At 68.8% G+C, this 26,680-nt stretch carries 16 protein-coding genes; 8 read left to right on the top strand and 8 right to left on the bottom strand.

The genetic code is table 11. The annotated features are described in order from the left end of the window. Positions 1–417: 417 nt before the first annotated feature. The 8 genes from KRR26_RS23580 to KRR26_RS23545 all read left to right on the top strand — a co-directional run bounded on the left by KRR26_RS23580 (position 418) and on the right by KRR26_RS23545 (position 10,509). Entirely contained in the window at positions 418–1,164 is a 747-nt protein-coding gene (locus tag KRR26_RS23580; RefSeq protein ID WP_217080899.1) for a phosphoadenylyl-sulfate reductase, read from the top strand. Beyond that, positions 1,151–1,807: a precorrin-2 dehydrogenase/sirohydrochlorin ferrochelatase family protein gene (locus tag KRR26_RS23575; RefSeq protein WP_236069099.1), complete on the top strand. Its 657-nt coding sequence runs from the start codon at positions 1,151–1,153 to the stop codon at positions 1,805–1,807. The genes KRR26_RS23580 and KRR26_RS23575 overlap by 14 nt, the downstream gene beginning before the upstream one ends. Continuing rightward, complete coding sequence (gene cobA, locus KRR26_RS23570; RefSeq protein ID WP_217080898.1) at positions 1,804–2,598, top strand: uroporphyrinogen-III C-methyltransferase; 795 nt, start codon at positions 1,804–1,806, stop codon at positions 2,596–2,598. The genes KRR26_RS23575 and cobA overlap by 4 nt, the downstream gene beginning before the upstream one ends. After that, complete coding sequence (cysD, locus tag KRR26_RS23565; RefSeq protein ID WP_120203621.1) at positions 2,595–3,512, top strand: sulfate adenylyltransferase subunit CysD; 918 nt, start codon at positions 2,595–2,597, stop codon at positions 3,510–3,512. The genes cobA and cysD overlap by 4 nt, the downstream gene beginning before the upstream one ends. Further along, positions 3,512–5,224, top strand: coding sequence for a sulfate adenylyltransferase subunit 1 (locus KRR26_RS23560; protein ID WP_217080897.1), 1,713 nt, complete (start codon positions 3,512–3,514; stop codon positions 5,222–5,224). Before cysD ends, KRR26_RS23560 begins: the two co-directional genes overlap by 1 nt. Continuing rightward, entirely contained in the window at positions 5,221–7,050 is a 1,830-nt protein-coding gene (locus KRR26_RS23555) for an assimilatory sulfite reductase (NADPH) flavoprotein subunit (RefSeq protein ID WP_328707199.1), read from the top strand. Before KRR26_RS23560 ends, KRR26_RS23555 begins: the two co-directional genes overlap by 4 nt. A gap of 14 nt (positions 7,051–7,064) precedes the next feature. Then, entirely contained in the window at positions 7,065–8,735 is a 1,671-nt protein-coding gene (gene cysI, locus KRR26_RS23550) for an assimilatory sulfite reductase (NADPH) hemoprotein subunit (RefSeq protein WP_217080895.1), read from the top strand. 67 nt (positions 8,736–8,802) lie between these two features. After that, entirely contained in the window at positions 8,803–10,509 is a 1,707-nt protein-coding gene (locus KRR26_RS23545; protein WP_217080916.1) for a dipeptidase, read from the top strand. A 192-nt stretch (positions 10,510–10,701) separates the two neighbouring features. Here KRR26_RS23545 and KRR26_RS23540 read toward each other — a convergent pair whose 3' ends face one another. The 8 genes from KRR26_RS23540 to KRR26_RS23505 form a co-directional block, all read right to left on the bottom strand. Then, a complete protein-coding gene (locus KRR26_RS23540; protein ID WP_120203613.1) occupies positions 10,702–12,522 on the bottom strand; it encodes an Ig-like domain-containing protein in 1,821 nt (606 codons plus the stop codon). A 17-nt stretch (positions 12,523–12,539) separates the two neighbouring features. Then, positions 12,540–16,760: a M4 family metallopeptidase gene (locus tag KRR26_RS23535; protein WP_217080894.1), complete on the bottom strand. Its 4,221-nt coding sequence runs from the start codon at positions 16,758–16,760 to the stop codon at positions 12,540–12,542. 255 nt (positions 16,761–17,015) lie between these two features. Then, on the bottom strand, positions 17,016–18,053 hold the full coding sequence (locus KRR26_RS23530; RefSeq protein ID WP_217080893.1) for an ABC transporter ATP-binding protein: 1,038 nt from the start codon (positions 18,051–18,053) through the stop codon (positions 17,016–17,018). Beyond that, complete coding sequence (locus tag KRR26_RS23525; protein ID WP_217080892.1) at positions 18,053–19,714, bottom strand: ABC transporter permease; 1,662 nt, start codon at positions 19,712–19,714, stop codon at positions 18,053–18,055. The genes KRR26_RS23530 and KRR26_RS23525 overlap by 1 nt, the downstream gene beginning before the upstream one ends. After that, positions 19,711–20,757, bottom strand: coding sequence for an ABC transporter substrate-binding protein (locus tag KRR26_RS23520; protein ID WP_217080891.1), 1,047 nt, complete (start codon positions 20,755–20,757; stop codon positions 19,711–19,713). The genes KRR26_RS23525 and KRR26_RS23520 overlap by 4 nt, the downstream gene beginning before the upstream one ends. A gap of 66 nt (positions 20,758–20,823) precedes the next feature. After that, positions 20,824–22,158 carry a TolC family protein gene (locus tag KRR26_RS23515; RefSeq protein ID WP_236069126.1) on the bottom strand — a complete coding sequence of 445 codons (1,335 nt, stop codon included), beginning with the start codon at positions 22,156–22,158 and terminating at the stop codon, positions 20,824–20,826. Positions 22,159–22,163: 5 nt separating this feature from the next. Further along, a complete protein-coding gene (locus tag KRR26_RS23510) occupies positions 22,164–23,339 on the bottom strand; it encodes an efflux RND transporter periplasmic adaptor subunit (protein ID WP_217080889.1) in 1,176 nt (391 codons plus the stop codon). After that, positions 23,336–26,581: an efflux RND transporter permease subunit gene (locus tag KRR26_RS23505; protein WP_217080888.1), complete on the bottom strand. Its 3,246-nt coding sequence runs from the start codon at positions 26,579–26,581 to the stop codon at positions 23,336–23,338. Before KRR26_RS23505 ends, KRR26_RS23510 begins: the two co-directional genes overlap by 4 nt. Positions 26,582–26,680 lie beyond the last annotated feature (99 nt).

Below are 26,680 nucleotides of genomic sequence, written 5' to 3'. Positions count from 1 at the left end.
CCTCCACTCCGACCGCCGCGATGTGTTGCCGCCGCTGCTGTCGGATGTGTCGCTGTGCCCTCCCGGGCGCGTGGCACTGAGCAAGCATCCCTTCCGCCACACCTCGCGCCTCAATCCTCTCTGGCCCACCTCGTTTCGAGGTGAGGTCCAGCCCCGCTCCTCGTCTCCGCTGCGCTCGCCCTTCATGTCCTCCACGTCGTCCCACACGTCTTACGCCGCACTGAGCGACCGCTTGGTCGTCGTGCGCCGTGGGACGGGCGCGTGCGGGGCCTGTTGTCGGATGTGTCCGCCTTCTGGCGGGCGCCGAGCAGCGGGGAGTGCGTAACCCACCCTTCCCGAACCCTGTCCTGCTTGCGCGGCCCGCCCTCGGAGACCTCCGAGGCGCGGGCCATTTCGTTTCGTCCAAAGGAGTCCCCGATGTCCGCGGTTCGCCCTGTCCCAGTCGAAACCACTGTCTCTGAAGAAGAGCTGCTCGCCACGGGCACCTCGCTCGCGAGCGCTCCCGCCGAGGAGGTCCTCGCGTGGGCCGAGCATCGCTTCGGCGCGCGCGCGGTCATCGCCACCAGCTTCGGCCCCGAGGACATGGTCCTGGTGGACATGTCACGCCGACATGCGCGGAGCCTTCGGCTGCTCACGCTCGACACGGGCCGCCTCCCGCCCGAGACGTATGAGCTGATGGAGGTGGTGCGCAATCGCTACGGCGTCACGGTGGAGACGTTCTTCCCCGACCACGAGCGCTTGGAGGCCCTCCAGTCCGAGCACGGCCACTTCTCCTTTCGAAAGAGTGTCGACGCTCGAAAGGAATGCTGTGCGATTCGCAAGGTCGAGCCGTTGCGACGCGCGCTCGCGGGGCGACTCGCGTGGGTGACGGGACTGCGGCGTGATCAGTCCAGCAACCGCGCCGATGTCTCCGTGCTGTCCGTGGACCGAGAGCACGGCGGGCTCCTCAAGCTGAGCCCTCTGGCCAGTTGGACCGCGCGTGACGTGTGGAACTACCTGCGCGAGCACGGCGTCCCATACAACCCGCTCCACGATCGCGGTTACCTGTCCATCGGCTGCGCCCCCTGCACGCGAGCGGTGAAGCCGTTCGAGGATGAGCGCGCGGGCCGGTGGTGGTGGGAGTCCGCTGAACACAACGAGTGCGGCATCCATGCGCGGCGCTAAGGCCATGGACTATCCGGTCTGCCTGAGGCTGGAGGACCGGCCCGTCCTCGTGGTGGGCGGAGGCCCCATCGCCGAGGGGCGCGTCCTCGCGCTGCTCGACGCCGGGGCGCGGGTGCGACTCGTGTCGCCCGAGGCCACCATCGTCCTGCGACAGCTCGCGAAGGCGGAGCGGCTGGAGTGGGTGCGGCGACGGTGGATCCCCGGCGACACGCGTGGCTACGCGCTGGTGCTCACGGCGGTCGACGACCCGCGCGTGAGTCAGGCGGTCGCGTATGAGGCGCGCGCGCTCGGCATCTGGCTGAACACGGCGGATGAGCCCGCGGCCTGTGACTTCACGCTGCCATCCGTGGGGCGCCGTGGCGCCATCACCGTGGCGGTGTCCAGCACAGGGCAGTCACCCGCACTCGCCGCCGCGCTCCGGCGCGAGCTGATGACGCAGGTGACGGACCACCACGTGCGCATCACACGACTGAGCGGGTGGCTGCGGCGACGCCTGCCGCGAGGGCTCACCCGTCAGCGCCTGCTGAAGCTGCTGGTGGACGGAGACATTGGCGCGCTCCTGGCTCAAGGCCAGCGCCGGGCCGCATGGGCCCGCGTGCGCGAGGAACTGAACGACCGAGAAGCACGGAGACAGACGACATGAGAGGCACGACAGAAGGTCAGGTGTATCTGGTGGGAGCGGGGCCGGGAGACCCTGGGCTGCTCACCTTGCGAGCGGCCCAGGTGCTCGCGGCGGCGGACACCGTGGTGCATGACCGATTGATCCACCCGGGCGTGCTCGCCCACGCGCGGGCGCGAGCGCGGCTCATCTACGTGGGCAAGGAGGGCCACGGCCCTTCGGTCCGGCAGGAGGACATCCACTCGGTGCTCATCGCGCAGGCTCGACTGGGCCGCACGGTGGTGCGCTTGAAGGGCGGAGATCCATTCGTGTTCGGGCGCGGCGCGGAGGAGGCACTCGCACTGGAGGCCGCGGGCATCGCGTACGAAGTGGTTCCCGGCATCTCCAGCGGCATCGCGGCGGCATCGGCGGCGGCCATCCCCGTCACGCATCGAGGCCTGTCCGGTGCCGTGACCTTCGCCACCGCGCACCGGGCCGATCGCTCCACGGATTGGGCGCACCTCGCGGGCGCGGAGACGCTGGTCCTCTTCATGTCCGGGCGTCGGTTGGAGGAGGCCTCGCGCGAGCTGATCCGCGCAGGCAAGCCGGCCTCGACTCCGGCAGCGGTCGTGGAGGCAGGCACCTGGGAGCACCAGCGCGTGGTCGAGGCGCCCCTCGCCGTCGTGGCGACCGAGGCGCGTCAGGCGGGCCTCGGCTCTCCCTCCCTGCTCGTCGTCGGAGACGTGGTGTCCCTGCGCGCTCGGCTGCCGTCCCTGGCGGCGCGGCGCACCTCGACGCATGAGGCACGCATCGCGAACGCGGGAGGCCGCTCATGAGCACGGCCACTTCGACGAAGGCCTCGCACCTGGCGGACTTGGAAGCAGAGAGTATCCACATCCTCCGCGAGACGGCGGCGGAGTTCGCCAACCCGGTGATGCTCTACAGCATCGGCAAAGACTCACAGGTGCTGCTGCATCTGGCGCGCAAGGCGTTCCATCCCGGGCCCCTGCCCTTCCCGCTCCTCCACGTGGACACGACGTGGAAGTTCCGCGAGATGTATGCGTTCCGCGACGCGTTCGTGGCGCAGCATGGCTTGCGCCTGCTCGTGCACCAGAACCGCCGCGCGCTGGCCGAGGGCATCAACCCCTTCGACCATGGCAGCCAGAAGTACACCCACGCGATGAAGACCCAGGCGCTCCTCGAAGCGCTGGCGATGCACGGCTTCGACGCGGCCTTCGGCGGAGCGCGGCGGGACGAAGAGAAGTCGCGCGCGAAGGAGCGGGTCTTCTCCTTCCGAGATCGCCACGGGCAGTGGGACCCTCGGCGCCAGCGCCCGGAGCTGTGGAACCTCTACAACGGGCGCGTGGACGCAGGCGAGAGCATGCGCGTCTTCCCGCTGTCGAACTGGACGGAGCTGGATGTCTGGCTCTACGTCCTCCAGGAGCGCATCCCCGTGGTGCCGCTCTACTTCGCGGCCGAGCGGCCCGTCATCGAGCGCAGCGGCGCGCTGCTCATGGTGGATGACGAGCGCATGCGGCTGAAGCCGGGCGAGCGCGTCCAGTCCCGCCGCGTCCGCTTCCGCACGCTGGGCTGCTACCCGCTCAGCGGCGCCATCGAGTCCTCCGCCACCACGGTGGAGGCAGTCATCCACGAAATGCTCTCCGCGCGCCAATCCGAGCGGCAGGGCCGACTCATCGACCACGACGAAGAGGGCTCCATGGAGCTCAAGAAGCGCGAGGGCTATTTCTAATGGACACCGCACGACTGGCCAGTCCCGTCCCCACCCTGCAGCAGCTCTTCGCCGAGCACGGACGCAAGGAGCTGCTCCGCCTCGTCGTCGTCGGCTCGGTCGACGACGGCAAGTCCACCCTCATCGGTCGTCTGCTCTACGAGTGCGACGGATTGTTCGAGGATCAGATCCTCGCGGTCCGTCGAGCCAGCGCGAAGCGCGCGGCCTCGGCGGGGCTGACGGGCGCGACACACGAGGCGCCCCCGGTGGAGGAGCTCGACTTCTCCCTCTTCACGGATGGCCTGCGCGCCGAGCGTGAACAGGGCATCACCATCGACGTGGCCTACCGCTATCTGTCCACCGCCCGGCGAAAGATCATCGTCGCGGACACGCCGGGACACCTCCAGTACACGCGCAACATGGCCACGGGCGCCTCCACGGCGGACGCGGCCGTCATCCTGGTGGACGCACGGCTGGGCGTGCTCGCGCAGACGCGGCGGCACGCGTACATCGCCTCGCTCCTGGGCATCCCCTACCTGGCTGTGGCCGTGAACAAGATGGACAAGGTGGACTTCGACCGCGCCACCTTCGAGCGCATCAGCTCCGAGCTGGAGCACTTCGCGCGCACGCTGGGCTTCGAGCAGGTGCGCCTCTTCCCGGTGAGCGCGAGCCAGGGAGACAACATCACCCGCACCAGCGCGCGCACCCCCTGGCACGAAGGCGGCACGCTCCTGTCGTGGCTGGAGTCCCTGCCGCGCCAGTCTCCGCAGGCGCCGCAGACCTTCCGCTTCCCCGTGCAGTACGTGCTGCGTCCGCACTTGGACTATCGCGGCTTCGCTGGGCAGATCGCCTCTGGCACCCTCCGAGTCGGTGACGAGGTCCGGGTCGCGCCCTCGGGCCGCACGACGCGCGTCGCGGGCATTGACACGTTCGACGGCCCCTTGAGTGAAGCGTCCGCGCCCGCCTCCGTCACGCTCCGGCTCGCGGACGAAGTGGATGTCAGCCGAGGTGACGTCCTCACCCACGTCCACCAACCCCCGCTCGCCCTCCATCATCTCGACGCGATGCTCGTCTGGTTTGGCGAGCAGCCCCTCGACTGCTCTCGAAGATACCTGGTCAAGCACACCAGCCGTACCGTGCCCGCGCACATCGAACAGGTCGTGTGGCGCAAGGAATTGGAGGACCTATCGGAGGTCCCCGCGGAGACACTCGCGCTCAATGAAATGGGACGGGTCCGCTTGCTCTGCCGGCGTCCCCTGCTCGCGGATGCCTACCGAGGCAATCGCCGCACAGGCGCATTCATCGTCATCGACCCATTGACCCAGGACACGGTGGCGGCCGGCATGATCGTCGGGGCCTCCGAGACGACTTCGGGCACCGCGCACGCGCACTCGCTCGTCACGTCTTCGGAGCGGACGAGTCGCCTCTCGCAGCGCGGTGGCGTCATCCTCCTCCCAAGCGGCCCGGACACGCGGGCGCACGCCTTCCAACTCGAGCGCGCGCTCTTCGATGCGGGACGCCATGTGGCCGTGGCGGGTGAGGACACCGAGGCGGCGCTGGCGCTCGCGGGTGCCGGGCTCTACGCCATCGTGCACCCATCCGCCCCCCAAGCGCGGCGAGCGCTCCGAGGGCTCGCACGCGACGCGGACGTCTCCTGGTTCGAGGCCGTAGCCGATGCGTCTCCCGAGCAATGGCTCCAAGCCATCGTCGGCCCCGAGGAGCGTGCGTCGTGACCACGTCCTCTCGTGCGGAGTTGTCGCGCCTGGGGCCGCCGCCCGTCATCACCAGCCGACTCGGCGCGGATCAGGGCGCACAGCTCCTTCAGTTGCTGGAGGGCATGGACGCCCCCGGACTCCAGTGGCTGAGCGGCTACGCCGCGGGGCTGGCTTCAGGACGCGCGGGGCCTGCCGCGGCTCCGGCCCCCGCCCCCACTCCCGCCGGTCACCTCGCGCTCGTCTATGGCACCCAGACGGGCAACAGCCGGCTCCTGGCCGAGCGCCTCAAAGCGCAAGCGGAGGCACAAGGCGTCGCGGTCCGCCTGTTCCGCGCGGGCGAGTACCCACTTCGAGAGCTGCACAAGGAGCGGGTGTTGTGTGTAGTCATCAGCACGCAGGGCGATGGGGATCCGCCCGACGACGCGCGAGGCTTCTACGACTTCATCCTGAGTCGCCGCGCGCCCCGGCTGGAGTCGCTCCGCTTCGCCGTGCTCGCGCTGGGTGACTCGTCGTATCCAAAGTACTGCGAGACGGGCCGAGTCCTCGACGCACGACTCGCGGAGCTGGGCGCCTCCCGTCTGCTCGAGCGCGCGGACTGTGATGTGGACTTCGAGCCGACCGCCACCGGCTGGCTCACGCGAACACTCGACCTCACGCGCGAGACACTCGCCCCCGCCGAGCCCCGCGCGGAGGTCGTCCCGCTGCGCGGCATCACGCTCACGCCCGCGCATGGCCGCGATGCCCCATTCGCCGCCGAGGTCCTGGTCAACCAGCGCATCACCAGCCGGGGTGCGCTCAAGGACGTAAGGCATCTGGAGTTGTCGCTCGCGGGGTCGGGCCTCACGTACGAGCCGGGGGATGCCCTCGGGGTCTGGCCTCGAAATCCTCCGGGATTGGTGACCGCGCTGTTGAACACGCTCAACCTGGAGGCCGAGACGACTGCCACGCGTGATGGAAGGACGCTCCCACTCACGCAATGGCTCACCGACGAGTTGGAGATCACCCGCCTCTCACGCGCCTTCCTGGAGCGCCACGCCGCGCACTCTGGCGGAGAGTCCCTGCGGCCCTTGCTGACTCCCGAGGGCACCAGCGGACTCCGCGCCTTGCTCAACAGCCATCAGGTCATCGACCTGGTGCGCGAGCACCCCGTCTCCTGGCGCGCGGAGGAGCTGGTGCAAGCGCTGCGGCGACAAACGCCGCGGTTGTACTCCCTGGCATCGAGCCAGCGCAGCGTCGGCGACGAGGCCCACCTCACGGTGGCCGTCGTGGACTACCGGGCGTTCGGCACGGCGCACGTGGGAGCCGCCTCGTCCCACCTCGCCACGCGGGTGGCGGGTGAGCACACGGTGCGGGTGTTCATTGAACCCAACCCTCGCTTCCGCCTGCCCAGCGACACCCACCGAGACGTGATCATGATCGGGCCCGGTACAGGCGTGGCGCCCTTCCGCGCCTTCGTCCAGGAGCGAGCACACGTTGGCGCGACGGGACGCAACTGGCTCTTCTTCGGCGACCAGCACCGGCGCAGCCAGTTCCTCTACCAAACGGAGTGGCAGGAGGCGCTCAGCGCGGGCACGTTGCATCGCCTGTCCGTCGCCTTCTCCCGGGACCAGGAGCAGAAGGTCTACGTCCAGCACCGCCTGCGCGAGCAGGGTCGGGAGCTCCATGCCTGGTTGGAGGAAGGCGCCTCCCTCTACGTGTGCGGCGAGGCCCAGCGCATGGCCCCCGATGTCCACGCGGCCCTCGTCGACATCCTGATGACACACGGAGGCAAGAGCCGCGACGACGCGGAGGCCTTCCTCCAATCCTTGCGCGAACAGCAGCGCTACCAACGCGACGTCTACTGAATGCGAGCCACCCCATGAGTTCCCCCTCTCAGCCTCTCTCGGAGGTCGAGCACACCAAGGCTCGAAGCAACCTCCTGCGCGGCACCTTGAACGAGAGCCTCGCGAATCCCCTCACCGGCGGCCTCGCGACCAGCGACACCCAGCTCCTGAAGTTCCACGGCAGCTATCAGCAGGACGACCGCGAGCTTCGCGAGGAGCGCCGCCAACAGAAGCTGGAGCCCGACTACAGCTTCATGATTCGCACGCGGCTACCCGGCGGTGTCTGCACGCCCGCCCAATGGCTCGCACTGGACGCGCTCGCCCGCGAGCACGCCAACGGCACCTTGCGCCTCACCACCCGACAGGCCTTCCAGCTCCACGGCGTCTTGAAGGAGGACCTCCAGCCCACCCTCGCGCGCATCCACCAGACGTTGCTGGACACCATCGCCGCCTGCGGCGACGTCAACCGCAACGTGATGTGCAACCCCAACCCCGTGGACTCGCAGGTCCACGCGGAGGTCTATCAATGGGCCGTCCGCCTGTCGGAGCACCTGCTCCCTCGGACGCGCGCGTACCATGAAATCTGGCTGGGCGAGGAGAAGGTCGCCGGCGGCGAGGAGGAGCCCATCTACGGCGCCACCTATCTGCCCCGGAAGTTCAAGACCGCCATCGCCGTGCCGCCCCTCAACGACGTGGATGTGTTCGCCCATGACCTGGGCTTCATCGCCATCCTCGAGGCGGGGCGACTGGCGGGCTTCAACGTGACGGTGGGCGGCGGCATGGGCGCGACGCACGGTGATGCGGCCACCCATCCCCGGCTGGCGGATGTCATCGGCTTCATCCCTCCCGAGCAGCTTCTCGCGGTGGCCGAGCAGGTCGTCACCGTGCAGCGCGACTTCGGAGACCGGTCCAATCGCAAACATGCACGCCTCAAGTACACCCTGGAGGACCGGGGCGTGCCCTGGTTCACCGCCGAGCTGGAACGACGGCTGGGCTTCCGCCTGGAGCCCGCGCGACCGTTCCGGTTCGATCACAACGGCGACCGGTTTGGCTGGACCGAGGGCCACGACGGAACGTGGCATCTCACGCTCCAGCTCGACAGCGGGCGCGTGGCGGATGTGCCGGGCGCCTCGCGGCTGACGGGCATGCGGGAGGTGGCGCGGATCCATCGCGGCGACCTCCGGCTCACGGCCAACCAGAACGTCATCATCGCTGGCGTGGCACCCGAGGACCGCCCCGCCATCGAGGCGCTCGTGACGGCCCACGGCCTGGATGACTTCCGGAGGGCGAGCCCACTTCGACGCGATGCGCTGGCCTGCGTGGCGCTGCCCACCTGCGGACTGGCCATGGCCGAGGCCGAGCGCTACCTGCCCCGCATCGTGCCGCTCCTGGAAGAGCGGCTGCGCGCCCATGGCCTGGAGGGAATCCCCCTCCACCTGCGCATCACCGGGTGCCCCAACGGCTGCGCCCGACCCTACGTCGCGGAGATTGCGCTCGTGGGCAAGGCGCCCGGGCGCTACAACCTGCTGCTGGGTGGAGATCGACGCGGGCAGCGGCTCAATCGCCTGTACCGCGAGAACATCGACGAGCCGGCCATCATCGCCGCGCTCGACCCGCTGTTCGCCGCCTATGCACGCGACCGAACGCCGCAGGAAGCCTTCGGGGACTTCGTCGTCCGCGCGGGCCTGCTCAAGTCGGCCATCTAAGAGGCGGGCGGGCATGCGCACACCACGAACCGCGCCGCCGGCCGGTTGGCCTGCTAGCATCCGCGACATGACCCAACGCCTCTTCACGTTCCTCGCGGCGCTGCCCGTCACGGCGGCGCTCGTCGCTCCGGCCGCGGACGCATGCACCAGCATGCTCGTCACCAAGGGCGCTACGACGGACGGTGCCACCCTCATCACCTACGCCGCCGACTCGCACGAGCTCTACGGCGAGCTGTACTACACGCCCGCGCGCCGCCACGCGGCCGGCGCGATGCGCGACATCATCGAGTGGGACACGGGCAAGTTCCTGGGTCGCATTCCCGAGGCCCCCGTCACCTACTCGGTGGTGGGGAACATGAACGAGCACCAGCTCTCCATCAGCGAGTCCACCTTCACCGGCCGCGAGGAGTTGGAGGCCCCCACCGGCATCATCGACTACGGCTCGCTCATCTACATCGCGCTGGAGCGCGCCAGGACGGCCCGCGAGGCCATCCAGGTGATGACCACCCTGGTCGCCGAGCACGGCTATGCCTCCACCGGCGAGACGTTCTCCATCGCGGATCCGAAGGAGGCGTGGATCCTGGAGATGATTGGCAAGGGCGAGGGCAAGAAGGGCGCCGTCTGGGTCGCCCGCCGCCTGCCGGATGGGATGATTTCCGCGCACGCCAACCAGTCGCGCATCCGCCAGTTCCCCCTGGCCGACGCAGAGAACGCCGTCTACGCGCCGGACGTCATCAGCTTCGCGCGCGAGAAGGGCTGGTACACCGGCGCGGACAAGGACTTCAGCTTCGCGGACACGTACCACCCGCTCGACTTCGAGGGCGTGCGCTTCTCCGAGGCGCGCGTGTGGAGCATCTTCCGCCGGGCCGCGCCGTCGCTCGGCCTGGGCGATGAGTACGCGGATGGCTCCAATCCGGCCAAGCGGCTGCCGTTGTGGGTCAAGCCGGACAAGAAGCTGTCCGTGCAGGACACCATGGCGCTGATGCGCGATCACTTCGAGGGCACCAAGCTCGACATGACGAAGGACGTGGGCGCGGGCCCGTACCAGGTCCCGTATCGATGGCGCCCGATGACGTGGGAGGTGGACGGCAAGAAGTACGTCCACGAGCGCGCCATCTCCACGCAGCAGACGGGCTTCTCGTTCGTCGCGCAGATGCGCTCGTTCATGCCGGACCCCATCGGCGGAGTCCTATGGTTCGGCGTGGATGACACATTCACCACCGTCTACACGCCCATGTACGCGGGCATCCGGCAGGCGCCCCACAACCTCGCGCAGGGCGTCGCGAACCGCGGGTCGTTCTCCTGGGACTCGTCCTTCTGGGTGTTCAACTGGGTGTCCAACCAGGCCTACTCCCGCTGGAGTGACATGATTGTCGACGTCCAGAAGGAGCAGGGCGCGCTGGAGGGGCAGTTCCTGGCGGACCAGACCGACATCGAGAAGTCGGCGCTGGAGCAGTACAAGCGCGACCCCGAGCAGGCCCGCAAGTACCTCACGGACTACTCCTCGCAGCAGAGCGACGCGGTGCATGCCCGCTGGCGCAAGCTGGGTGAGAACCTGCTCGTGAAGTACATCGACGGCAACGTCCGCGATGAGTCCGGCAAGGTGACCCACCCCAAGTACCCGGAAGGCTGGTACCGCCACATCGCCCGGGACGCGGGTGAGCGCATCGAGGTCCGCGAGGCGCCGAAGGCCGAGCCGAAGCCCGTCCAGAAGCCCGAGCCGAAGCCGCTGCCCAAGGCGGAGCACAAGCCTACGGTGGCCCCCGCCCCGTAGTCCCATCGGTGCACCGGGCCGGATCCGCGCCGCGCCGCGCGCCCCGGATCTGGCCAGTCCCACGAGGGATGCTGCGCGGAGCAACTCCGTGCTCCCCTCGCTGGCTCGGCGCCCTGTCCAATCTGGGTGCATGAAATGAAAACGGCGGCCTTCCCTGAGGAAGGCCGCCGCTCTCACTGCGTCAATCGATGACTACTGCGCGGTCGTGATGGTGCCCACGGCCACGTTGATGGTCTGCAGCGAGCCGGAAGCCGGCAGCGCATGCGCCTTGAGGACGTTGAGCGGCACAACCGTACCCGCCGGCGTCTCGGCCGAGGCATTCACGGTCAGCGCCACCGACAGCAGCGCGCCGGTGTACGCCTGCGCCGGAGCGCCCTTCTGGTACACGCCCACGCGAAGCGTGCTGCCCTTCACGCCCGACTTGAGCAACCGGGGCGCGGCGCCAAGCGTGTAGCCACGGTTGGCCACGTACTCGGAACCCTCCACGGTGGACCAGGACGCAGTGGCGGCATCCAGCCCCAGCGTCAGGTCCGCGCCGCGACCGGACTGGCCCGTGGGGCCCACCAGGTCCAGCACCAGCGTGTTGCCCGAGGACAGGGCGGCGTTGCGAACCAGGCGCCAGCCCGTCGTCTCCGAGGGGTCCACATAGCTCACCGTGCCGGCGACGGGCACGGTGATGGTGGCGGAGTCACTCTTCGACGCATCCGCCACGCTGGTCGCCGTCACCGTGTACGTGCCCGGCTTGTTCGGCGCGGTGTACACGCCGGAGCTGGTGACGGTGCCGTTGGTCGCACCGCCCTCGACAGCCCAGGTCACCGCGACGACGGAGGCGCCCGTGACTTCGGCCGTGAGGTTGACAACGGCGCCCTGCCCCACGGTGGCCGTCTTCGGAGTGACGCTCACCGCCACCGTCGGAACGACGATGGGGTCCACGGTGAGGGTGGCCGAGTCGGACTTCGTCGGATCCACCACGCTCGTGGCCGTCACGGTGAACGTGCCCGCGCGGCGCGGCGCCCGGTACACGCCCGTGCTGCTCACGGTGCCGTTGTCGTCACCACCGTCCACGGACCACAGCACCGCGACGTTGTTCGTCCCGGTGACGTGAGCGGACAAGGTGAAGGAGGCATCCTGCACCACGGTGCCCGTCTTCGGAGAGACAGCCACCACCACCGCCTCGACGACGACCGCCTCCACCGTGATGGAAGCGGAGGCCTTCTTCGTCGAATCCGCCACGCTGGTGGCGGTCACGGTGAACGTGCCGGTCTTCTTCGGCGCCCGGTACACGCCCGTGCTGCTGACGTAGCCGTTCGCGTCTCCACCCTCCACGGCCCACTGCACCGCGAGGTTGTTGGTGCCCGTGACCTCGGCGGTCAACTGGACCGTGCCGTCCCAGGTGGTGCTGGCTGACGCGGGGGTCACCGCCACCTTCACATCCGCGACGACGACAGGCTCCACCGTGATGGCCGCCGAGGCCTTCTTCGTCGGGTCCGCCACGCTGGTGGCGGTCACGGTGAACGTCCCCGCCTTGTTCGGCGCCGTGTACCGGCCCGTGCTGCTGACGATGCCGTTCTCATCTCCACCTTCCACGGCCCACTGCACCGCGGTGATGGAGGAGCCGGAGACTTCCGCCGTGAGGTTCGCGACAGTCCCCTGACCGATGGTCGCCACCTCCGGCGTCACCTTCACGATGACGGTCGGAGTCTGGACCGCCTCCACCTTGACGGTGGCAGAGTCCTGCTTCGAGGTGTCCACCGCGTTGGTGGCCACCACGGTGTACGTGCCGGCCGCAGCAGGCGCGGTGTAGATGCCCGCGCTGCTGATGGTGCCGTGGGAGTCGCCTCCCTCCACCGACCAGAGGACGCGAGGGTCCTTCGCGTCCTTCACCGAGGCGGAGAAGGTCGTCTTCGCACCGGCCTTCACCGTGACGTTCTTCGGAGTCACCGTCACCGGCCCCGAGTCAGGGTCGGAGCAGGCCGCCAGCGCCCCAATCAGGAGCGGAACAATGAGCTTCATCCACGTTTTCATGGGGATTACCGTCCGAACTGGCTGACGAAGAGGGTGATGTCGCTGTCGTTCACAGAGCCAACGCCGTCGAGGTTCGTCGCCTCGGAGCCGTCGGTGCCGTAGTCCTGCGCGAGCAGGCCCATGTCCTCTCCGTCCACGACGTTGTCGCCATTGATGTCGCCCGTGTAGACCCGGACGGTCGCCACGGCCTTCGCCGTCGGTACCACGACGCTCGCCGCGGACACGTGGCACAGACCTCGGATCGCCGGAGCGGCGTAGACGCCGGCCTCGCTGACGGTGCCGCAGATGCGGCCCTCCGCCACGGACCACGTCACCGCCGTGTTCACCACGTTCGCCACGTTCGCCTGCAGGGCAACGGAGCTCCCCACCGGCACCACGTGCTGCGCCTCCGCGAACTCCACCGTGACGGGCTGGAGCGTGAAGGGAGTGGTCGCCTTGGACCAGTGGCCATAGGCGTCATACGCCACCGCCTCGAGGACGTGAGCCCCGGGCGCCAGCGGAATCGTGAACAGCGGCAGCGTGTACGGCGCAGACGTGCTCCGACCCTGCAGAGCACCGTCCACGTAGAACTCCACGAACGTCACGCCCGTGTCGTCGGTGGCCTCGGCCCGCATCGTGTAGGTCTCGAACAGGCCCTCCACGCTGGCGGTGACGTGCGGCGCGCCCTGATCCTGGACGGTGGAGTTGTACACGGTGAAGTCCACCGTCCGCTCCGTCGTGTTGCCCGCCTTGTCCGTGGCCGTCGCCTTGAACTGGTGAGGACCGTTGGACAGGTTCTTCGTGTCGAACGCTGCCGCGTAGGTCCCCTCGACGTCCGTGAACGAGGTCACCGGGGCGCCATCCACCGCGAACGCGAGGGTGGACGTCCAGATGTTGTCGCTCACCGTGGCCCGGAGCTGCACCGTCCCGTAGCTGCCCTCGACCGCCGCGGAGAGCGTGGGGCTCTGGAGATCCGCCTGGGTCGAGGTGACCAGGTTGACGTCATCCAGGAAGAACTGGGTGTTCTCGCCCGCAATCTGCGGGGCCGCCGTCTGGTCCACGTCGAAGAACAACTGCACCGTCTGGCCTCGGTAAGCGGTCAGGTCGAAGCGGTGCTGGACGTACTCGGCGTTGGTGTCATCCACGTTGGAGAGCACCTTCAGCGTCGCCAGCTCGGTGCCAGCGGAGTCCCGCACCTTCGGGCTGAAGGTGTGGTGGGGCAGCGTGTCGGTGAACGCACCGTTGTAGATGCGCAGCCAGAAGCTGAAGATGGCCGAGGTCGAGTTCGCCGGGATGGCCACGGACTGACGCACGGAGTGCCGCGCCAGACCCGCGTTGGTATAGAAGATGAAGAAGCGGGCGCCCGAGTGCGCGAAGGACGCTTGGGGGAGTATGCCCGCCGAGCCCGACAAGGTCGTCGCGACCGTCCAGTTCGTGCTGGTCTCGAAGCTTGGGTTGAGCACGCGCTGGGTGGCGGTGGTGTCCACGTAGAACGTCACCGCGGGAGACTCACCCACGTTGCCGTCCGCGTCCGTGGCCCGGGCAACGAGCGTGTGCGCGCCCGCCGTCAACGTGGAGAGGTTGACGATCCGCATGAACGACTTGACGGAGTTGCCCAGGGACACGCCGTCAACGAGGAACTCCACCGCGTTGACGAAGCCGTTGTCGGCCACCTCCGCGAGGTAGCCCACGCGCGTACCGGAGAAGACCACGCTGGCCTTCACGCGGGGCACCTCGGCATCCGCCGCGTAGCTGACGCGCAGCGAGAAGTCATCGAGCTGGAAGTTCGTGGCGAGCGAAGCGTTCTCGCTGCCCTCCAGGAAGATGCGCACCGTCTGGCCCGCGTAGGCCGTCAGGTCCGCGCTCTGCTGCACCCAGCCGAGGGTCGTGTTCAGATTGGACCACGTCGTCACCGTCCCCAACACCGTGCCCGAGGTGTCCCGCACCTGCAGCGTCAGCGTGTCGCGGACAGCGGTGGTCGTCGTCTCTTCGGTGGTGAGATTGAGGAAGAAGGTCAGTGCGGCCTTGGTGACGCCGGCGGGAATGGTGACGTCCTGCCACAGCCGGTCGACGTGCGTCTCACCCCAGCCATTGAGCCACACAAACCCCTGGCCGGAGCGCGGGCCAGAAGAGACCGGGAAGTTGATGTCCCCCGGCGGGTCCGCCACCCAGCCCTGGCCCAGCTCGAAGCCCGGGTCGATCAGGAGCTGATCGAAGGAGTTGGCGACGGTGAAGCTCGCCGGAGCGGACGCAGCGGAGTTGCCGGCCGCGTCGAATGCCACTGCAACCAGACCGTGCGAACCGTTGGACAGCGAAGTGGCGTCCAGCGGGGCCTGGAACGGCCGGGAGTAGACGTTCCCCACCAGGGCACCGTCGACATAGAACTCCACGTGGGCCACGCCGACATTGTCGTCGGCCTGCGCTTGCATCTGGAGGTCAGGCGCGCTGCCAGCGACGCTCGCGACGACGGTGGGAGCCGTGCGGTCATCGTACGTCCCGGCGGTGTAGCCCACGTTGATGGCCGCGAAGGCATTCTGCACCGCGCGGTACTCGTTGGACTGGGAGCCAAAGAGGTCCGCCGCGGCCTGGAGACCGCTGGTGCGGGCCGACATGTAGTTGGACGCGGGGAACATGTAGACGGTGAGCGCGCGGTACCAGATGGCCGCCGCCTTGTCGTTGCCGATGCCCCGCATACCTGCTGGCAGATAGGTACTGGAGAAGTCGGTGCTGACAGCCAGCGGCTGCACGCCCTGGGACAGGAAGTAGAAGGCGCGGTTCATCGGGCCGCTGCTGTAGTGCACGTCGATGTTGCCGAGGCCGGGGTACCAAGCGTCCGCGCTCGACCCATCCAGAGACGGGCGGAACATGACGCGCAACGGGAAGTCGCTGAGTTGCTCGGCCATGAGCCAGTTGCCGCCGGTATCACCAATGGTGCTGCCACGGCCGTTGGCCACCCAGAACTCCGTCATGGTGCCGAAGATGTCCGAGCTGGCCTCGTTGAGGCCGCCGGACTCGCCGTCATAGATGAGGCCAGCCGAGCGCGAGGTCACGCCGTGGGTCATCTCGTGGCCCGTCACGTCGAGCACGCCCATCGACTTGAAGCCGCCGGCCGCCGGGTACGAGCCGTCGCCGTAGCTCATGCAGAAGCAGCCGTCACTCCAGAACGCGTTGTTGTATTTATTGCTGGCGTGCACCCGGTTGTAGGTGGGGGAGCCCACGCCGTCCACGCCGTTGCGCCCGAAGATCTTCTTGTAGAAGTCCCACGTCGCCAGCAGGCCGTAATGCGCGTTGACGGCGGCCGTCTGACCGTTGGCGCTCAGGGTGTTGTTGGCGCCAATGACGTAGTTCTGACCGTCGCCCCAGACGTTGTCCTCGTCCGTGTAGAGGGTCAGCGTGGGAATGGCGCCCTTCTGCACCTCAGCGTGGTTGACGTCGTAGGTCCGGATGCCCTCGCCGCCGGTACGCGTGAAGTCACGCAGCTCAAACAGCCCGTCGGCGTTCTGGAAGACGTCCAACGAGACATCACCGCTGTACTGCGAGTGGCCGAGGCCCTTGGCGGCGGCCGTCTGGAGCGAGTTCCACTTCTTCAGCACCTCGCCCGACTGCGCGTCGATGATGAAGTCCGTGTGCTTGACGCCGTCCTTCGCGTTCTCCAGCTCGGTGTGCACATGGTACGAGAGCCGGTAGCCAATGACCTCCGTATCGAAGTCCGCCGCGTTCTGCTTCGCGAGCGGCTTGCCGGGGTAGCGGTTCACGAGCCGCGTCTGGGGATAGACGATGAGTTCGCTACTCGGCGTGGCGCCGAACTCGCCCTTGGGCGCCAGTTCCTGGGTGGCCTTCGTCACCGCGGCCTTCGCGTCCAGTGTGGGCGCCACGTTCAGGCGGATGCCCTTGCGCAGGCCCTCGGTGGTGATCTGGATGTCCCGCGAGGACAGCCCCTGGTGGGTGATGGCCATGGCGCCCCACACGGGTACGCCCTGATACGTCTGCGCGAAGCGCGCGTGCGTCTGGCCAAAGGAGTCCGTGCTGGAACTGGACAGCTTGAAGTCGTCCCGCGTGCCAAGCCCCAGTTTGAGGCTTTGCGCTTTGAGGTTGGCCAGAGACTCCGCCACACGGGCGGGCTCCCGGACCTGGAGCTGCGCCAACGTGGATGGAGCAACAGGGGTGAGTTTCTCAGCCGCGAGGGATGAGCTCGCCGAGAAGAGGCCGGCGAGGAGCAGAGGCCACCGGGGCCACAGCTTGGACATGGATTTGACTCCACACAGCGTTCAGGGGAACTCCCGCCGTCGGCACCCGAGGTGGCGCACCTCCGTCGGAAGGATCACGCTCATGGCGGAGGGTCTTAAAAGCCTCAGACCACGACCCTCCGGGGGTTCCATGGTCAGCGTAATTGTCCGCCAGCATACACCGTTGTAACCCCAAAGAAACAGGGGGCCCCGGATGGCAACGAAGCGGCAACAGGCGGGGTTCAAGCCCGCGAAATACCGCCATCACCGCGGGCGTCACGGAGCGGCGAACACCCTCGCCCTCCGCGCGCGGATTCGCAGCACCTGTCCTGTGCGGACGCCCTCCATCGGAGGCGCCACGACTCGCAGAAGCGAGGTGCCCACCGCGAAGCGATACTCCACCGAGTTCCCCAGGAAGAGCCGCGCGGCCAAGGGCAGCGGGGTCCCCTCCGTTCCCAGCTCCAGGTCCTCCGGACGAAGCACCAGCGTCGCGGGGCCTTCGCTGCGCGCCACCTCGTTGGGAAGCGCGAAGGTCGCCTCGGACTGCGCGCAGTGGAAGACGCCGTCGCGCACCACACCCGGGAGGACGTTCGCCCCGCCCACGAAGCGCGCGACGAAGGCCGAGGCCGGCGCGTGGTAGAGCCGCTCCGGCGCATCCACCTGCTCCAACACGCCGCCATTCATCACCGCGATGCGGTCCGACAACGCGAGCGCTTCGGCCTGATCGTGCGTGACGAAGACGAGCGTGGTCCCGAGCCGCTCACGGAGGGCGGCGAGCTCCGCGCGCAGCTCCTCGCGCAAGGCCGCGTCCAGGTTCGAGAGCGGCTCATCCAACAACAGCACCCGCGGGTTGGAGACGAGCGCGCGCGCCAGGGCCACCCGCTGAAGCTGACCACCCGATAGCTCGTGCGGCATGCGCTCCGCGAACGCTTCGAGGCGAACCCAGCGCAGCGCGGTCCGCACGCGCTCGGAGATCTCGCTGCGCGCGAGCCGCCGCAGGGCCAACGGATAGGCGACGTTCGCCTCGACCGAGCGATTGGGCCACACGGCATAGCTCTGGAACACCATCCCCAGACCACGTCGCTCCGGCGGCACGCGAACGCCGGGGCCGGCGACCCGGGTTCCACCTATATCGATGGTGCCCTGGTCTGGGTGCTCCAGGCCCGCGAGCATCCGCAGCGTCGTCGTCTTGCCGCAACCCGAGGGCCCGAGCAGCGACAGCAGCTCGCCCTCGTGAACCTCCAGGCTCAACCCGCGAACCACCGGGTTCTTGCCATAGGCCTTCACCACGCCGTCGAGCACGATGGTCGCCATCACCCCTCCACCGACGAACGAGGCCCGAGCGCGAGCACGCCACGCCCCACCAACACGAGCACGACCAGCGCGCAGGCGAGCACCGCCGCGGCGGCCGGGTCGTCGTAGCTCTGAAGTTCAAACAGCAGCGTGCCCAGCACCTGCGAACCCGCGGGCACCAGCAGCACCGACATGGTCATCTCCGAGGCACACGTGAGGAACGCGAGCACGAACGCCGAGATGAGCGCGGGCCTCAGCACCGGCAGCGCCGCGTCTCGGAACGCGCGCAGCGGCCCTGCCCCGCTCAGCCGCGCCGCCTCGACGAGCGACAGGTCGAGCTGCGCAAGCCCCTCGGAGCTGTTGCGCTCCCCCAGCGCCAGGTACTTCACCGCGTAGGCGATGAGCAGCAGCCACGGGGTATGCGCCAGCGCGAGGACCCAGGCGATTCGCTCGAACGCGATGAACCGCCAGTCTCGCGAGAAGGCCACGAGCAGCGCCAGCGCCAGCACCGTCCCTGGGACGGAGAATGGCCCCACCGATAGCGCCTCCACCATCCCGCGCGAACTGCGGCGCAGCATGGCCGCGGAAAGACCGAAGCCACACACCAACACGCCGGCCCCGGTCGCCAGCACCACGCTGTTGGCCAGCGCCCCGCGCGCCCGCTCACTCCCCAGCACACTCCCCCAGCGCGTGAAGGTCAGAGACTCCCATGACAGCGGCGCGCCAAAGCTCCGCTGGAGCGACGTGAGCACCAACGCGCCCAGCGGCAACACGATGCAGGCCGCGCACACGAGCGACACCGCGATGACCCAAGGCCCGCGCGCCTTGCCGAGCGCCATGGGTCGAGGCGACAGGCCCTTGCCCGCGCCCAGCCGCACGCGTCCGCCGCGCCCCAACCACCGCATCACGCCCAGCGCGATGGGCGTCAGTCCCAGCAACAACGTGGCCAGCGCCATGGCACGGGGAAGCCCCTCCGCGCCGCCCATCAACACCAATTCGTAGATCCGAGTGGTCAACACCCGCGTCGGAGGCGAAGCAGAGACACCAAGCAGATAGGGCACGCCAAACGACGAAGCCGTCAGGAGAAAAACCATGACCGCGCCGGAGAGCACCGAGGGGAGCATCAAGGGCAGCGTCGCCGTCGTCAGCGCGCGGAACGGAGACGCCCCGCACACGCGAGCTGCCTCCTCCAGGGCGGGATCGATGCGCCGGAGCGCGGCGGCACCCGCGAGCAGGACGAAGGGCAAGCCGGAGAGCCCCTCCACGAAAGCGATGCCTCCGACTCCGTAGATGTCGAATGGGCCCGTCCCCCACAACCGATTGAGATAGCCCGCGCGAGGGCTCGCGAGCGACAGCCAGCCCATGCCCCAGATGAACGCGGGAATCGCCGAAGGCAGCGTGAAGAGGACACCAAACACCCGCCGGAACGGCAGGTCCGTGCGGAACAGCAGCAACGCCAGAGGCGCTCCCAAGCCGAGCGCCAGCAGACTCGCGCCTGTCGAGATCACGATCGTGTTCGACAATGCACCCCACTCGCCGCTCCAGGCCGTATCCGAGCGAGTGACGAGGAACTCCAGGCCGCGGACCCACAACACGCCCAGCGGCCCTACGCCGAAGAACAGCACCGGCACCAGCCACGCGCTCAGGCCGAATCGCGCGCCCCAGGCTCCGTCGCGGATCATCGGGCGAACGCCTCACTGAAGGCCGCCTTGATGGTCGTCCCTCGCGACAAGCCCAACTCCAACAACTCGGGCGTCCACGGCTGCGAGCGGCTGAGCAGCGCTTCCACGCCAGCCTCGCCTCGCGGCCCCTCCAAGCGTGGATCCACGCCGTGCATGTCTCCGCGCTCCACGATGATGCGCTGCCCTTCGGGCGACAGCAGGAGGTCCACCAGGGCGCGCGCGGCCACGGGATTGCGCGTCGATTGGAAGATGGCCACCGGGCCCGGGATGACGACCGCGCCATCCTCGGGCCAGGTCACCGCGAGGGGACTCCCACGCCCCTTGGCCGCGAGCGCGTTCTCCAGCAGGACGACCCCCACGTCCACCTCGCCGCTCTCGACCTTCTGCAACACGGCCGCGTTCCCGCCAGCCACGAGTGCTCCGCGCGCCCGCAGCGCCGAGAAGAACCCCTCGCCATACCGAGACCTCAGGAACACCACCCAGGTGTAGGCCGTCCCAGAGGTGAGTGGATCTCCAATCGCGGCGCGGCCCGACCACGGCCCCCTCGCCAGCGCCGCGAAGGAGGTCGGCGGGGGCACCGAGTCCTCGCGATGGACGAGCACCATGGTGGACACCCGGGCCGCTGCATAGCGCGCGTCCAGGTCGAGCAGTGTTCGAGGAACGCGCAGGACGTTCGGCGAGGCGTACCGAAGGAAGGCACCCTCCCGAGCGAGTCGCTCATACAGGAACGGATCGGACGTCAGCAACACGTCCGCGCGCACGGCCCCAGCCAGACGCTCCGCCTCCAGCCGGCTGGCCACCTTCTCGCTGCCCGCCTGATACCAGTGCACCTTCACGCCCGGCAGTCGCTGAGCCAACAGGGGTGCCAGCGCGTCCAGCACGTGCTGGTACATCGACGTGTAGACCCACACGTCGCCCATCACGCTCTCCGCCGATGCCACGGGTCCCCCGCTCGCTGGCGCCGCGGATTCAATGCGGCACGCTGCGAGCAGGAGAACCGCGAGCAGGGAGCAGACGCCTCGGAACCGCGTTCGGACGCGCATGGCGGGTGATGATGCACCACCCACGCGCCATCCTCACGTTCCGCCCGCGTCACCGCGAGCAGCGCCCTACTTCCCGGCCACGTCGCGCGGGAACTCGCCGCTGGCCACCAGCAGGTTCAGCCGAGCCTGAAGCACCGCGTCCTGGGCGAGCAGCGCATTCGTCTCGGCGTCCCGCGCCGTGCGCTCCGCGTCCACGACGTCCAGGTTCGTGGTGGCGCCCGCCCGGTAGGCCTCGGTGGAGAGCTGAAGCGTCTCGCGCGCGGACTCCGCCGAGTGTCCCTGCTCCACCGCCGCGGCCGTCGCGCCTTGGAGCTGTTCGTCCGCTGAACGCACCTCGCCCCGGGCCCGCTGCATCAAGGTGTCCAACGCACCCCGGGCATCCGCCACCAGCGCCGCGCGCTCACGTCTGGCGCCATACCGGAAGCCGCCGTCATAGAGCGGCACCGACAGCAGCACCTGAGCCTGGAAGCCCCACGTGGGCAGCGTGACGGTCTCCGGCGTCTGGAAGTACGGCTGCGCCGAGGCGGACAGCGTGGGCATGAAGTCCGCCCAGCTCTCCGCGTACGTGCGCTCGGCCAGCGACAGCCGCGCGCGCTGCGAGGCGATGTCCTCGCGCTGCTCCACCGCCTTCAGGGCCTCCGCGAGCGCGGGAGGCGAAGCCAGCACCGCATCGCCCGCCGCGTCGAGCGGACCATCCACGCCCACCGCCACGCCGAGCGCTTCGCGAGAACGGTTCAGCGCCGTGGCGGCGAGTTGCACGCGCGCCTCGTTGTCGTACAGCTCGCGCTGCGCCCGCGCCTCGTCCAGCCGGGTGCCCAAGCCCTTCGAGCGCCGAGCCTGGGAGAACTCCAGATGCGCCCGCGCCGTGTCTCGCGCTTGCACGGCCACGGCCAGCAAGCGCCGCTGCAGCACGACGGACAGGTAGGCCTGGGCCGCGCCCGAAGCGACCAAACGCCGGACATCCGACTCGCTGGCGCGCGCCACATCCACGGCTTGCTTCGCGCGGCTCGCGGCGAGCCATCGCTGGGGCGCCACCAAGGGCACGCTCAGGTTGAGATTGGCGTTGAACGCGCTGCCGGGTTGCACCACGCGATCGTTCTGCACGCGGTCCCCGTCCAGCTGCGTATACACGCCGTTCGCCGTGAGCACCGGCAGGAAGGCCGCGCGGGCCTCGGTCACCAAGGCCTGCGCTCGCGCCACCTGGGCCTTGGCCTGGGTGAGCGTCGGGTTGCGCGCGAGCGACTGCTGCACGGCGTCCTCGAACGTCAGCGCCGGAGCCTGCACCGTCGCGGGGACCTGTGTGGCCTCGGGAGCCTGGGTCGCCGTCGTCGGCGGCCCCCCTCGCGCCGCGCCAGACAACAGCGCGGCGACCATCACTCCACCCTCCATCCACGCTCGCATCGCGCTCACCGCTTCTCCGCCGAGGCCAGCACCGCGTCCACCGGGCCGCCATCCGTCACGTCACTGCCCGCGTTGAGAGCGACCACCTCTCCGCCCTGAAGTCCGCTGACGATCTGCGCGACCTTTCCGTCGTGTCGGCCCACCACCACCGGCACCACGCGCGCGCGCCCATCCTGAACGACGGCGACGAACTGCTTGTCGGCGCGCATGAACAGGGCCTCGGCGGGCACCATCGGATAGGGACGGGCCTGCAGGTGGAGCGTGGCGTGGATGAAGCTGCCCGGGTACAGGCCCACGTCCTTGTTGTCGATGTCCACCTCGCACAGCATGGTGCGCGTGCGCGCATCCAGGTTGCGCGTCATGCGCGTCACCTTCGCCTCGATCGTCTGCCCCGGGCGCTGGTCCACCGACAGCGTGACGGCGTCGCCCTCGTGCACGGAGTCCGCGTCGTCCTGGCCCAGGTAGACGTAGATGCGCAGCTTGTCCATGTCCGCCAGGTCCAGCACCGGCTGGGCGCTCGTCGTGGAGCCCGTGGCGGCCGGGAGCAGCGCACCCGTGTCCACGTAGCGCGCGGTGACAATGCCCTCGAACGGCGCGGTCAGCGTCCCGTAGGACTGGAGCGACTGCGCGCGCGCGAGGTTCGCCTCGGAGATCTTCACCCCCGCCTGCGCATCGTCCACCTGCTGCTGAGAGCTGACGCCCGTCGAGACGAGCGACAAGTGACGCTGGAGGAGTTGCCGCTTCACATCCAGGTCCGCTCGCGCGGCGGCCACCTGCTGCTCGGTGTCGGGAGACTCGAGCGTGGCCAGCAACTGGCCCTTCTTCACCCGGTCACCCTTGTCCACGCGAATGTCGCGCAGATAGCCGCTCACCTTCGCGTAGAGCGTGGCTTGAGCCCATGCACGGGCCTCGGCCGGCAACGTGACGTCTCGGCCCGACGCGGCCAGGGTGACCTTGACGGCGCGCAAGCGCGGACCCGCGGCCACCGCAGCGCGCCGCAACTCCGCTTCGCGCGCCTCGGCGTGGCTGCGCGTGGTGGCCAGGAACGCCACGCCGCCCATGGCGACGCTGACGCTCACCACGCCCACCGCGAACAGGCCGCGCGCGGAGGGAGGTCGAGGGGGCGTGGGAGGCACCGGCTCGGGCGAGGGAGGAATGACGGGCACGGGAGCGGAGCTCATGTGGAGTGACCTGCGGACGGAGAAGGAAGGAGCGCGGCCTCGGCCTCGAAGCGCTTGTCCAGCTCGTGCTGGCGAGGCGGGGCCTTGCGCAGAATCGAATAGACGACCGGGACCATGAACAAGGTGACGAAGGTGGCCACCGAGAGCCCCCCGATGACGGCGCGGCCCAGCGGCGCGTTCTGCTCACCGCCCTCGCCCAGCGCCAGCGCCATGGGCAACATGCCGAGCACCATGGCGAGCGCCGTCATGAGGATGGGACGCAGTCGCGTGCGCCCCGCTTCGAGCGCGGCCTCCAGCGCGCTGATGCCGCGCTCGCCGCGCACGTCGTTGGCGAAGTTGACCAGGAGGATGGAGTTACTCACCGCGATGCCCACGGCCATGATGGAGCCCATGAAGGACTCCACGTTGAGCGTGGTGCCTGTCACGGCCAGCATCCAGAGGATGCCCACCAGCGCGCCCGGCACCGCGACCATGATGATGAACGGGTCCAACCAGCTCTGGAACAGCACGACCATGAGCAGGTAGACGAGCACGATGGCCAGGAGGAGCCCGGTGCCCAGGCTCTTGAACGAGGTGAACATGCTCTCGCTCTGGCCTCGGATGCTGATGCGCGTCGTCTTGGGCACGTCCTTCAGGCCGCTGATGGCCTTCTGGATGTCGCGGGTGACGCTGCCCAGGTCTCTCCCCTCGGCGGAGGCCTGCACGTTGATGACCCGCTGAACGGTGGCGTGATTGATGAGGGCCTTGTCCTGCGTGGCCCGCATCGAGGCGATGCTCCCCAGGTAGAGCGTGGTGCTGGAGGCCGAGTCCCCCACCCCGCGACTCTGGGTCTGCCGCAGCGGCGCCGTGCCTCCGGCCACCGGCGTGGTCATCAGGTCGTTGACGCTCTGCATCTGGACAATCGGCGTCTGCACCACGACCGGGTAGTTCACGTTGTTCTGCGGGCTGAGCCAGAACGAGGGCGACACGGTGGAGCTGGACGACAGCGTGGTGAGGAGGTTGTTGGCCACGTCGCGCTGGGTGATGCCGACCTGCGCGGCGCGCACGCGGTCCGTCTCCACCTGGAGCGCGGGATGATCCAACACCTGCGCGATGCGCACATCCACGGTGCCGGGAATCTCGCGCATGCGGTCGCGCAGCTCGCGCGCCAGCAGGAAGGACTTGTCCAGGTCACTGCCCTCGATCTGCACATCGATGGGCGCTGACAGACCGAAGTTGAGCACCTGGCTGACGATGTCCGGCGCCTGGAAGTAGGCGCTCACGCCGGGGAAGTCCTTCGCCAGCATCTCGCGGATGGCCTGCATGTATTGGCGCGTGGGGTGGTGATGCTCCTTCAGCGCGATGAGCACCTCCGCGTCCTGGCTCCCGATGTTGTCCGTAGGGACGAGCGCCAGGTTGAAGGAGATGGGCAGGCCGATGTTGTCGTTGATGGTCTCCAGTTCGTTCTCCGGGATGAGCTCCCGGACGCGCTGCTCCACCGCCTCGACGATCTCCTCCGTGGCCTCCAGCCGCGTGCCAATGGGCGCGCGCACGTGCAGGCGCATCTGGCCGGCGTCCACGGAGGGGAAGAAGTCGAAGCCCACCACGAACGGCAGGACCGCGGTCGCGCCCACCAGCAGCGCCGCGCAGCCGAGGACGAATCCGCGATGAGCCAGCACCACGGCCAGGGCTCGGCCATACACGTCCGTGAAGCGATCGAAGTGCCGATCGCGCCAGGCGTTGAAGCGCCCCCAGACGCTTCGAGCCGCCTCGGGCCCATGCGCCTCGTGCTCCAGGAGCTGGCGCGCCAGCGTGGGCACCAGGGTCCGGCTGAGCACGTAGCTGGCGAGCATGGAGATGACCACCGACAGCGCCAGCGGCGTGAAGAGGAAGCGCGCGGGCCCCACCAGCAGCACCACCGGGAAGAACACGATGCAGATGGTCAGCGTGGCCGCCAGCGCCGGGGTGGCGATCTGCTCGGCGCCGATGAGGATGGCGGGCGTCAGCGGCATCCCCAGCGTGCGGTGGCGGTGGATGTTCTCCACGGCCACCGTCGCGTCATCCACGAGCATGCCGATGGCGAGCGCCAGGCCGCCCAGCGTCATGATGTTGAACGTGTGGCCCAGGAGGAACAGGCCCGTCACCCCCACCGCCATGGCCAGCGGAATGGAGGTGGAGACCAGCAACATGCTGCGCCAGCTCCCCAGGAACAGGAGGATCATCACCGACACCAACACCGAGCTGATCAGCGCCTCATGCAGCACGTTCATCACGGCGGCGCGCACGAACACGGACTGGTCGAAGTCGATCTTCAGCTCCATGCCCTCGGGCGCCGCCGCCTTGAGCTGCGGCAGCAGCTCGCGCGAGGCATCCACCACCGCCAGGGTGGAGGCGTTGGCGTGCTTGAGCAGGGCCAGGTAGGTGGCGCGCTTGCCGTTCACCCGCGCGACGTTGGTCTGCACGGCGAAGCCGTCATGCACGAACCCCACGTCCCGCAGGTACACCGGCGCGCCGTCCACCACCTTCACGGGCAAGGCGTTGAACTCATCGACGGTGCTGGGACTCGAGTTGAGCTTGACGTTGTACTCGGTGTGGCCGATCTGCGCGGTGCCCGCGGGGACGAGCACATTGGACTGGAGCAGCGCCTGCACCACGTCCTGCGGCGTGAGTCCCTTGGCCGCCACCTTGGCGGGATCCACGTCCACCATCACCTGCCGGGCCTTGCCGCCATACGGTGACGGAATGGACATGCCCGGGATGGTGAACAGCTTGATGCGCAGGAAGTTCAGTCCGTAGTCATAGAGCTGCTGCTCGGACAGGTTCTGGCTGGAGACGGTGAGCTGGGCCACCGGCACGTTGGACGCGTTGTAGCGGATGACGTTGGGCGGGCTGATGCCTGGAGGCATGAGCCGGCTGGCCGTCTGCGACACGCTGGCGATCTGCGCGATGGCCGCGCCGATGTCCGCGTCCTGCTCGAAGTAGACCTTGAGGATGCCGATGCCGGAGATCGACTGCGAGTCGATGTGGCTGATGCCGTCCACCGTCGTCGAGTAGGCGCGCTCGCTGATGAGCACCACGCGGCGCTCGATGTCCTCGGCGGACATGCCCGGATAACTCCAGACCACCATGACGACCGGGATGTCGATGGCAGGAAAGATGTCCACCTTCATCCGCGCCGCGGACATCACTCCCGCCAGGAGGATGAGCGCGGACATCACGGCAATGGTGTAGGGGCGCCGCAGCGCCAGCCGCACGATCCACACGGAATGGCAACTCCCGGGAGCGGCTCCGTCACGCCAGTGTCAACACCGTGCGCGAAACGCTCCCTGTTGAATGCCGTGCTAAATGCGCTCCGAGTCCGT

It is taken from the genome of Citreicoccus inhibens (assembly GCF_019039035.1).
GTDB lineage: Bacteria > Myxococcota > Myxococcia > Myxococcales > Myxococcaceae > Citreicoccus > Citreicoccus inhibens.
The sequence above is the reverse complement of the archived record's forward strand: the minus strand, read 5'-3'. Positions and strand labels throughout refer to the sequence as shown.

Bases quoted from the DNA above. Each gene is read 5' to 3' on its own strand.
- KRR26_RS23580 (WP_217080899.1), top strand. From the start codon at position 418: ATGTCCGCGGTTCGCCCTGTCCCAGTCGAAACCACTGTCTCTGAAGAA.
- KRR26_RS23575 (WP_236069099.1), top strand. From the start codon at position 1,151: ATGCGCGGCGCTAAGGCCATGGACTATCCGGTCTGCCTGAGGCTGGAG.
- cobA (WP_217080898.1), top strand. From the start codon at position 1,804: ATGAGAGGCACGACAGAAGGTCAGGTGTATCTGGTGGGAGCGGGGCCG.
- cysD (WP_120203621.1), top strand. From the start codon at position 2,595: ATGAGCACGGCCACTTCGACGAAGGCCTCGCACCTGGCGGACTTGGAA.
- KRR26_RS23560 (WP_217080897.1), top strand. From the start codon at position 3,512: ATGGACACCGCACGACTGGCCAGTCCCGTCCCCACCCTGCAGCAGCTC.
- cysI (WP_217080895.1), top strand. From the start codon at position 7,065: ATGAGTTCCCCCTCTCAGCCTCTCTCGGAGGTCGAGCACACCAAGGCT.
- KRR26_RS23545 (WP_217080916.1), top strand. From the start codon at position 8,803: ATGACCCAACGCCTCTTCACGTTCCTCGCGGCGCTGCCCGTCACGGCG.
- KRR26_RS23540 (WP_120203613.1), bottom strand. From the start codon at position 12,522: ATGAAGCTCATTGTTCCGCTCCTGATTGGGGCGCTGGCGGCCTGCTCC.
- KRR26_RS23535 (WP_217080894.1), bottom strand. From the start codon at position 16,760: ATGTCCAAGCTGTGGCCCCGGTGGCCTCTGCTCCTCGCCGGCCTCTTC.
- KRR26_RS23530 (WP_217080893.1), bottom strand. From the start codon at position 18,053: ATGGCGACCATCGTGCTCGACGGCGTGGTGAAGGCCTATGGCAAGAAC.
- KRR26_RS23525 (WP_217080892.1), bottom strand. From the start codon at position 19,714: ATGATCCGCGACGGAGCCTGGGGCGCGCGATTCGGCCTGAGCGCGTGG.
- KRR26_RS23520 (WP_217080891.1), bottom strand. From the start codon at position 20,757: ATGCGCGTCCGAACGCGGTTCCGAGGCGTCTGCTCCCTGCTCGCGGTT.
- KRR26_RS23515 (WP_236069126.1), bottom strand. From the start codon at position 22,158: ATGCGAGCGTGGATGGAGGGTGGAGTGATGGTCGCCGCGCTGTTGTCT.
- KRR26_RS23510 (WP_217080889.1), bottom strand. From the start codon at position 23,339: ATGAGCTCCGCTCCCGTGCCCGTCATTCCTCCCTCGCCCGAGCCGGTG.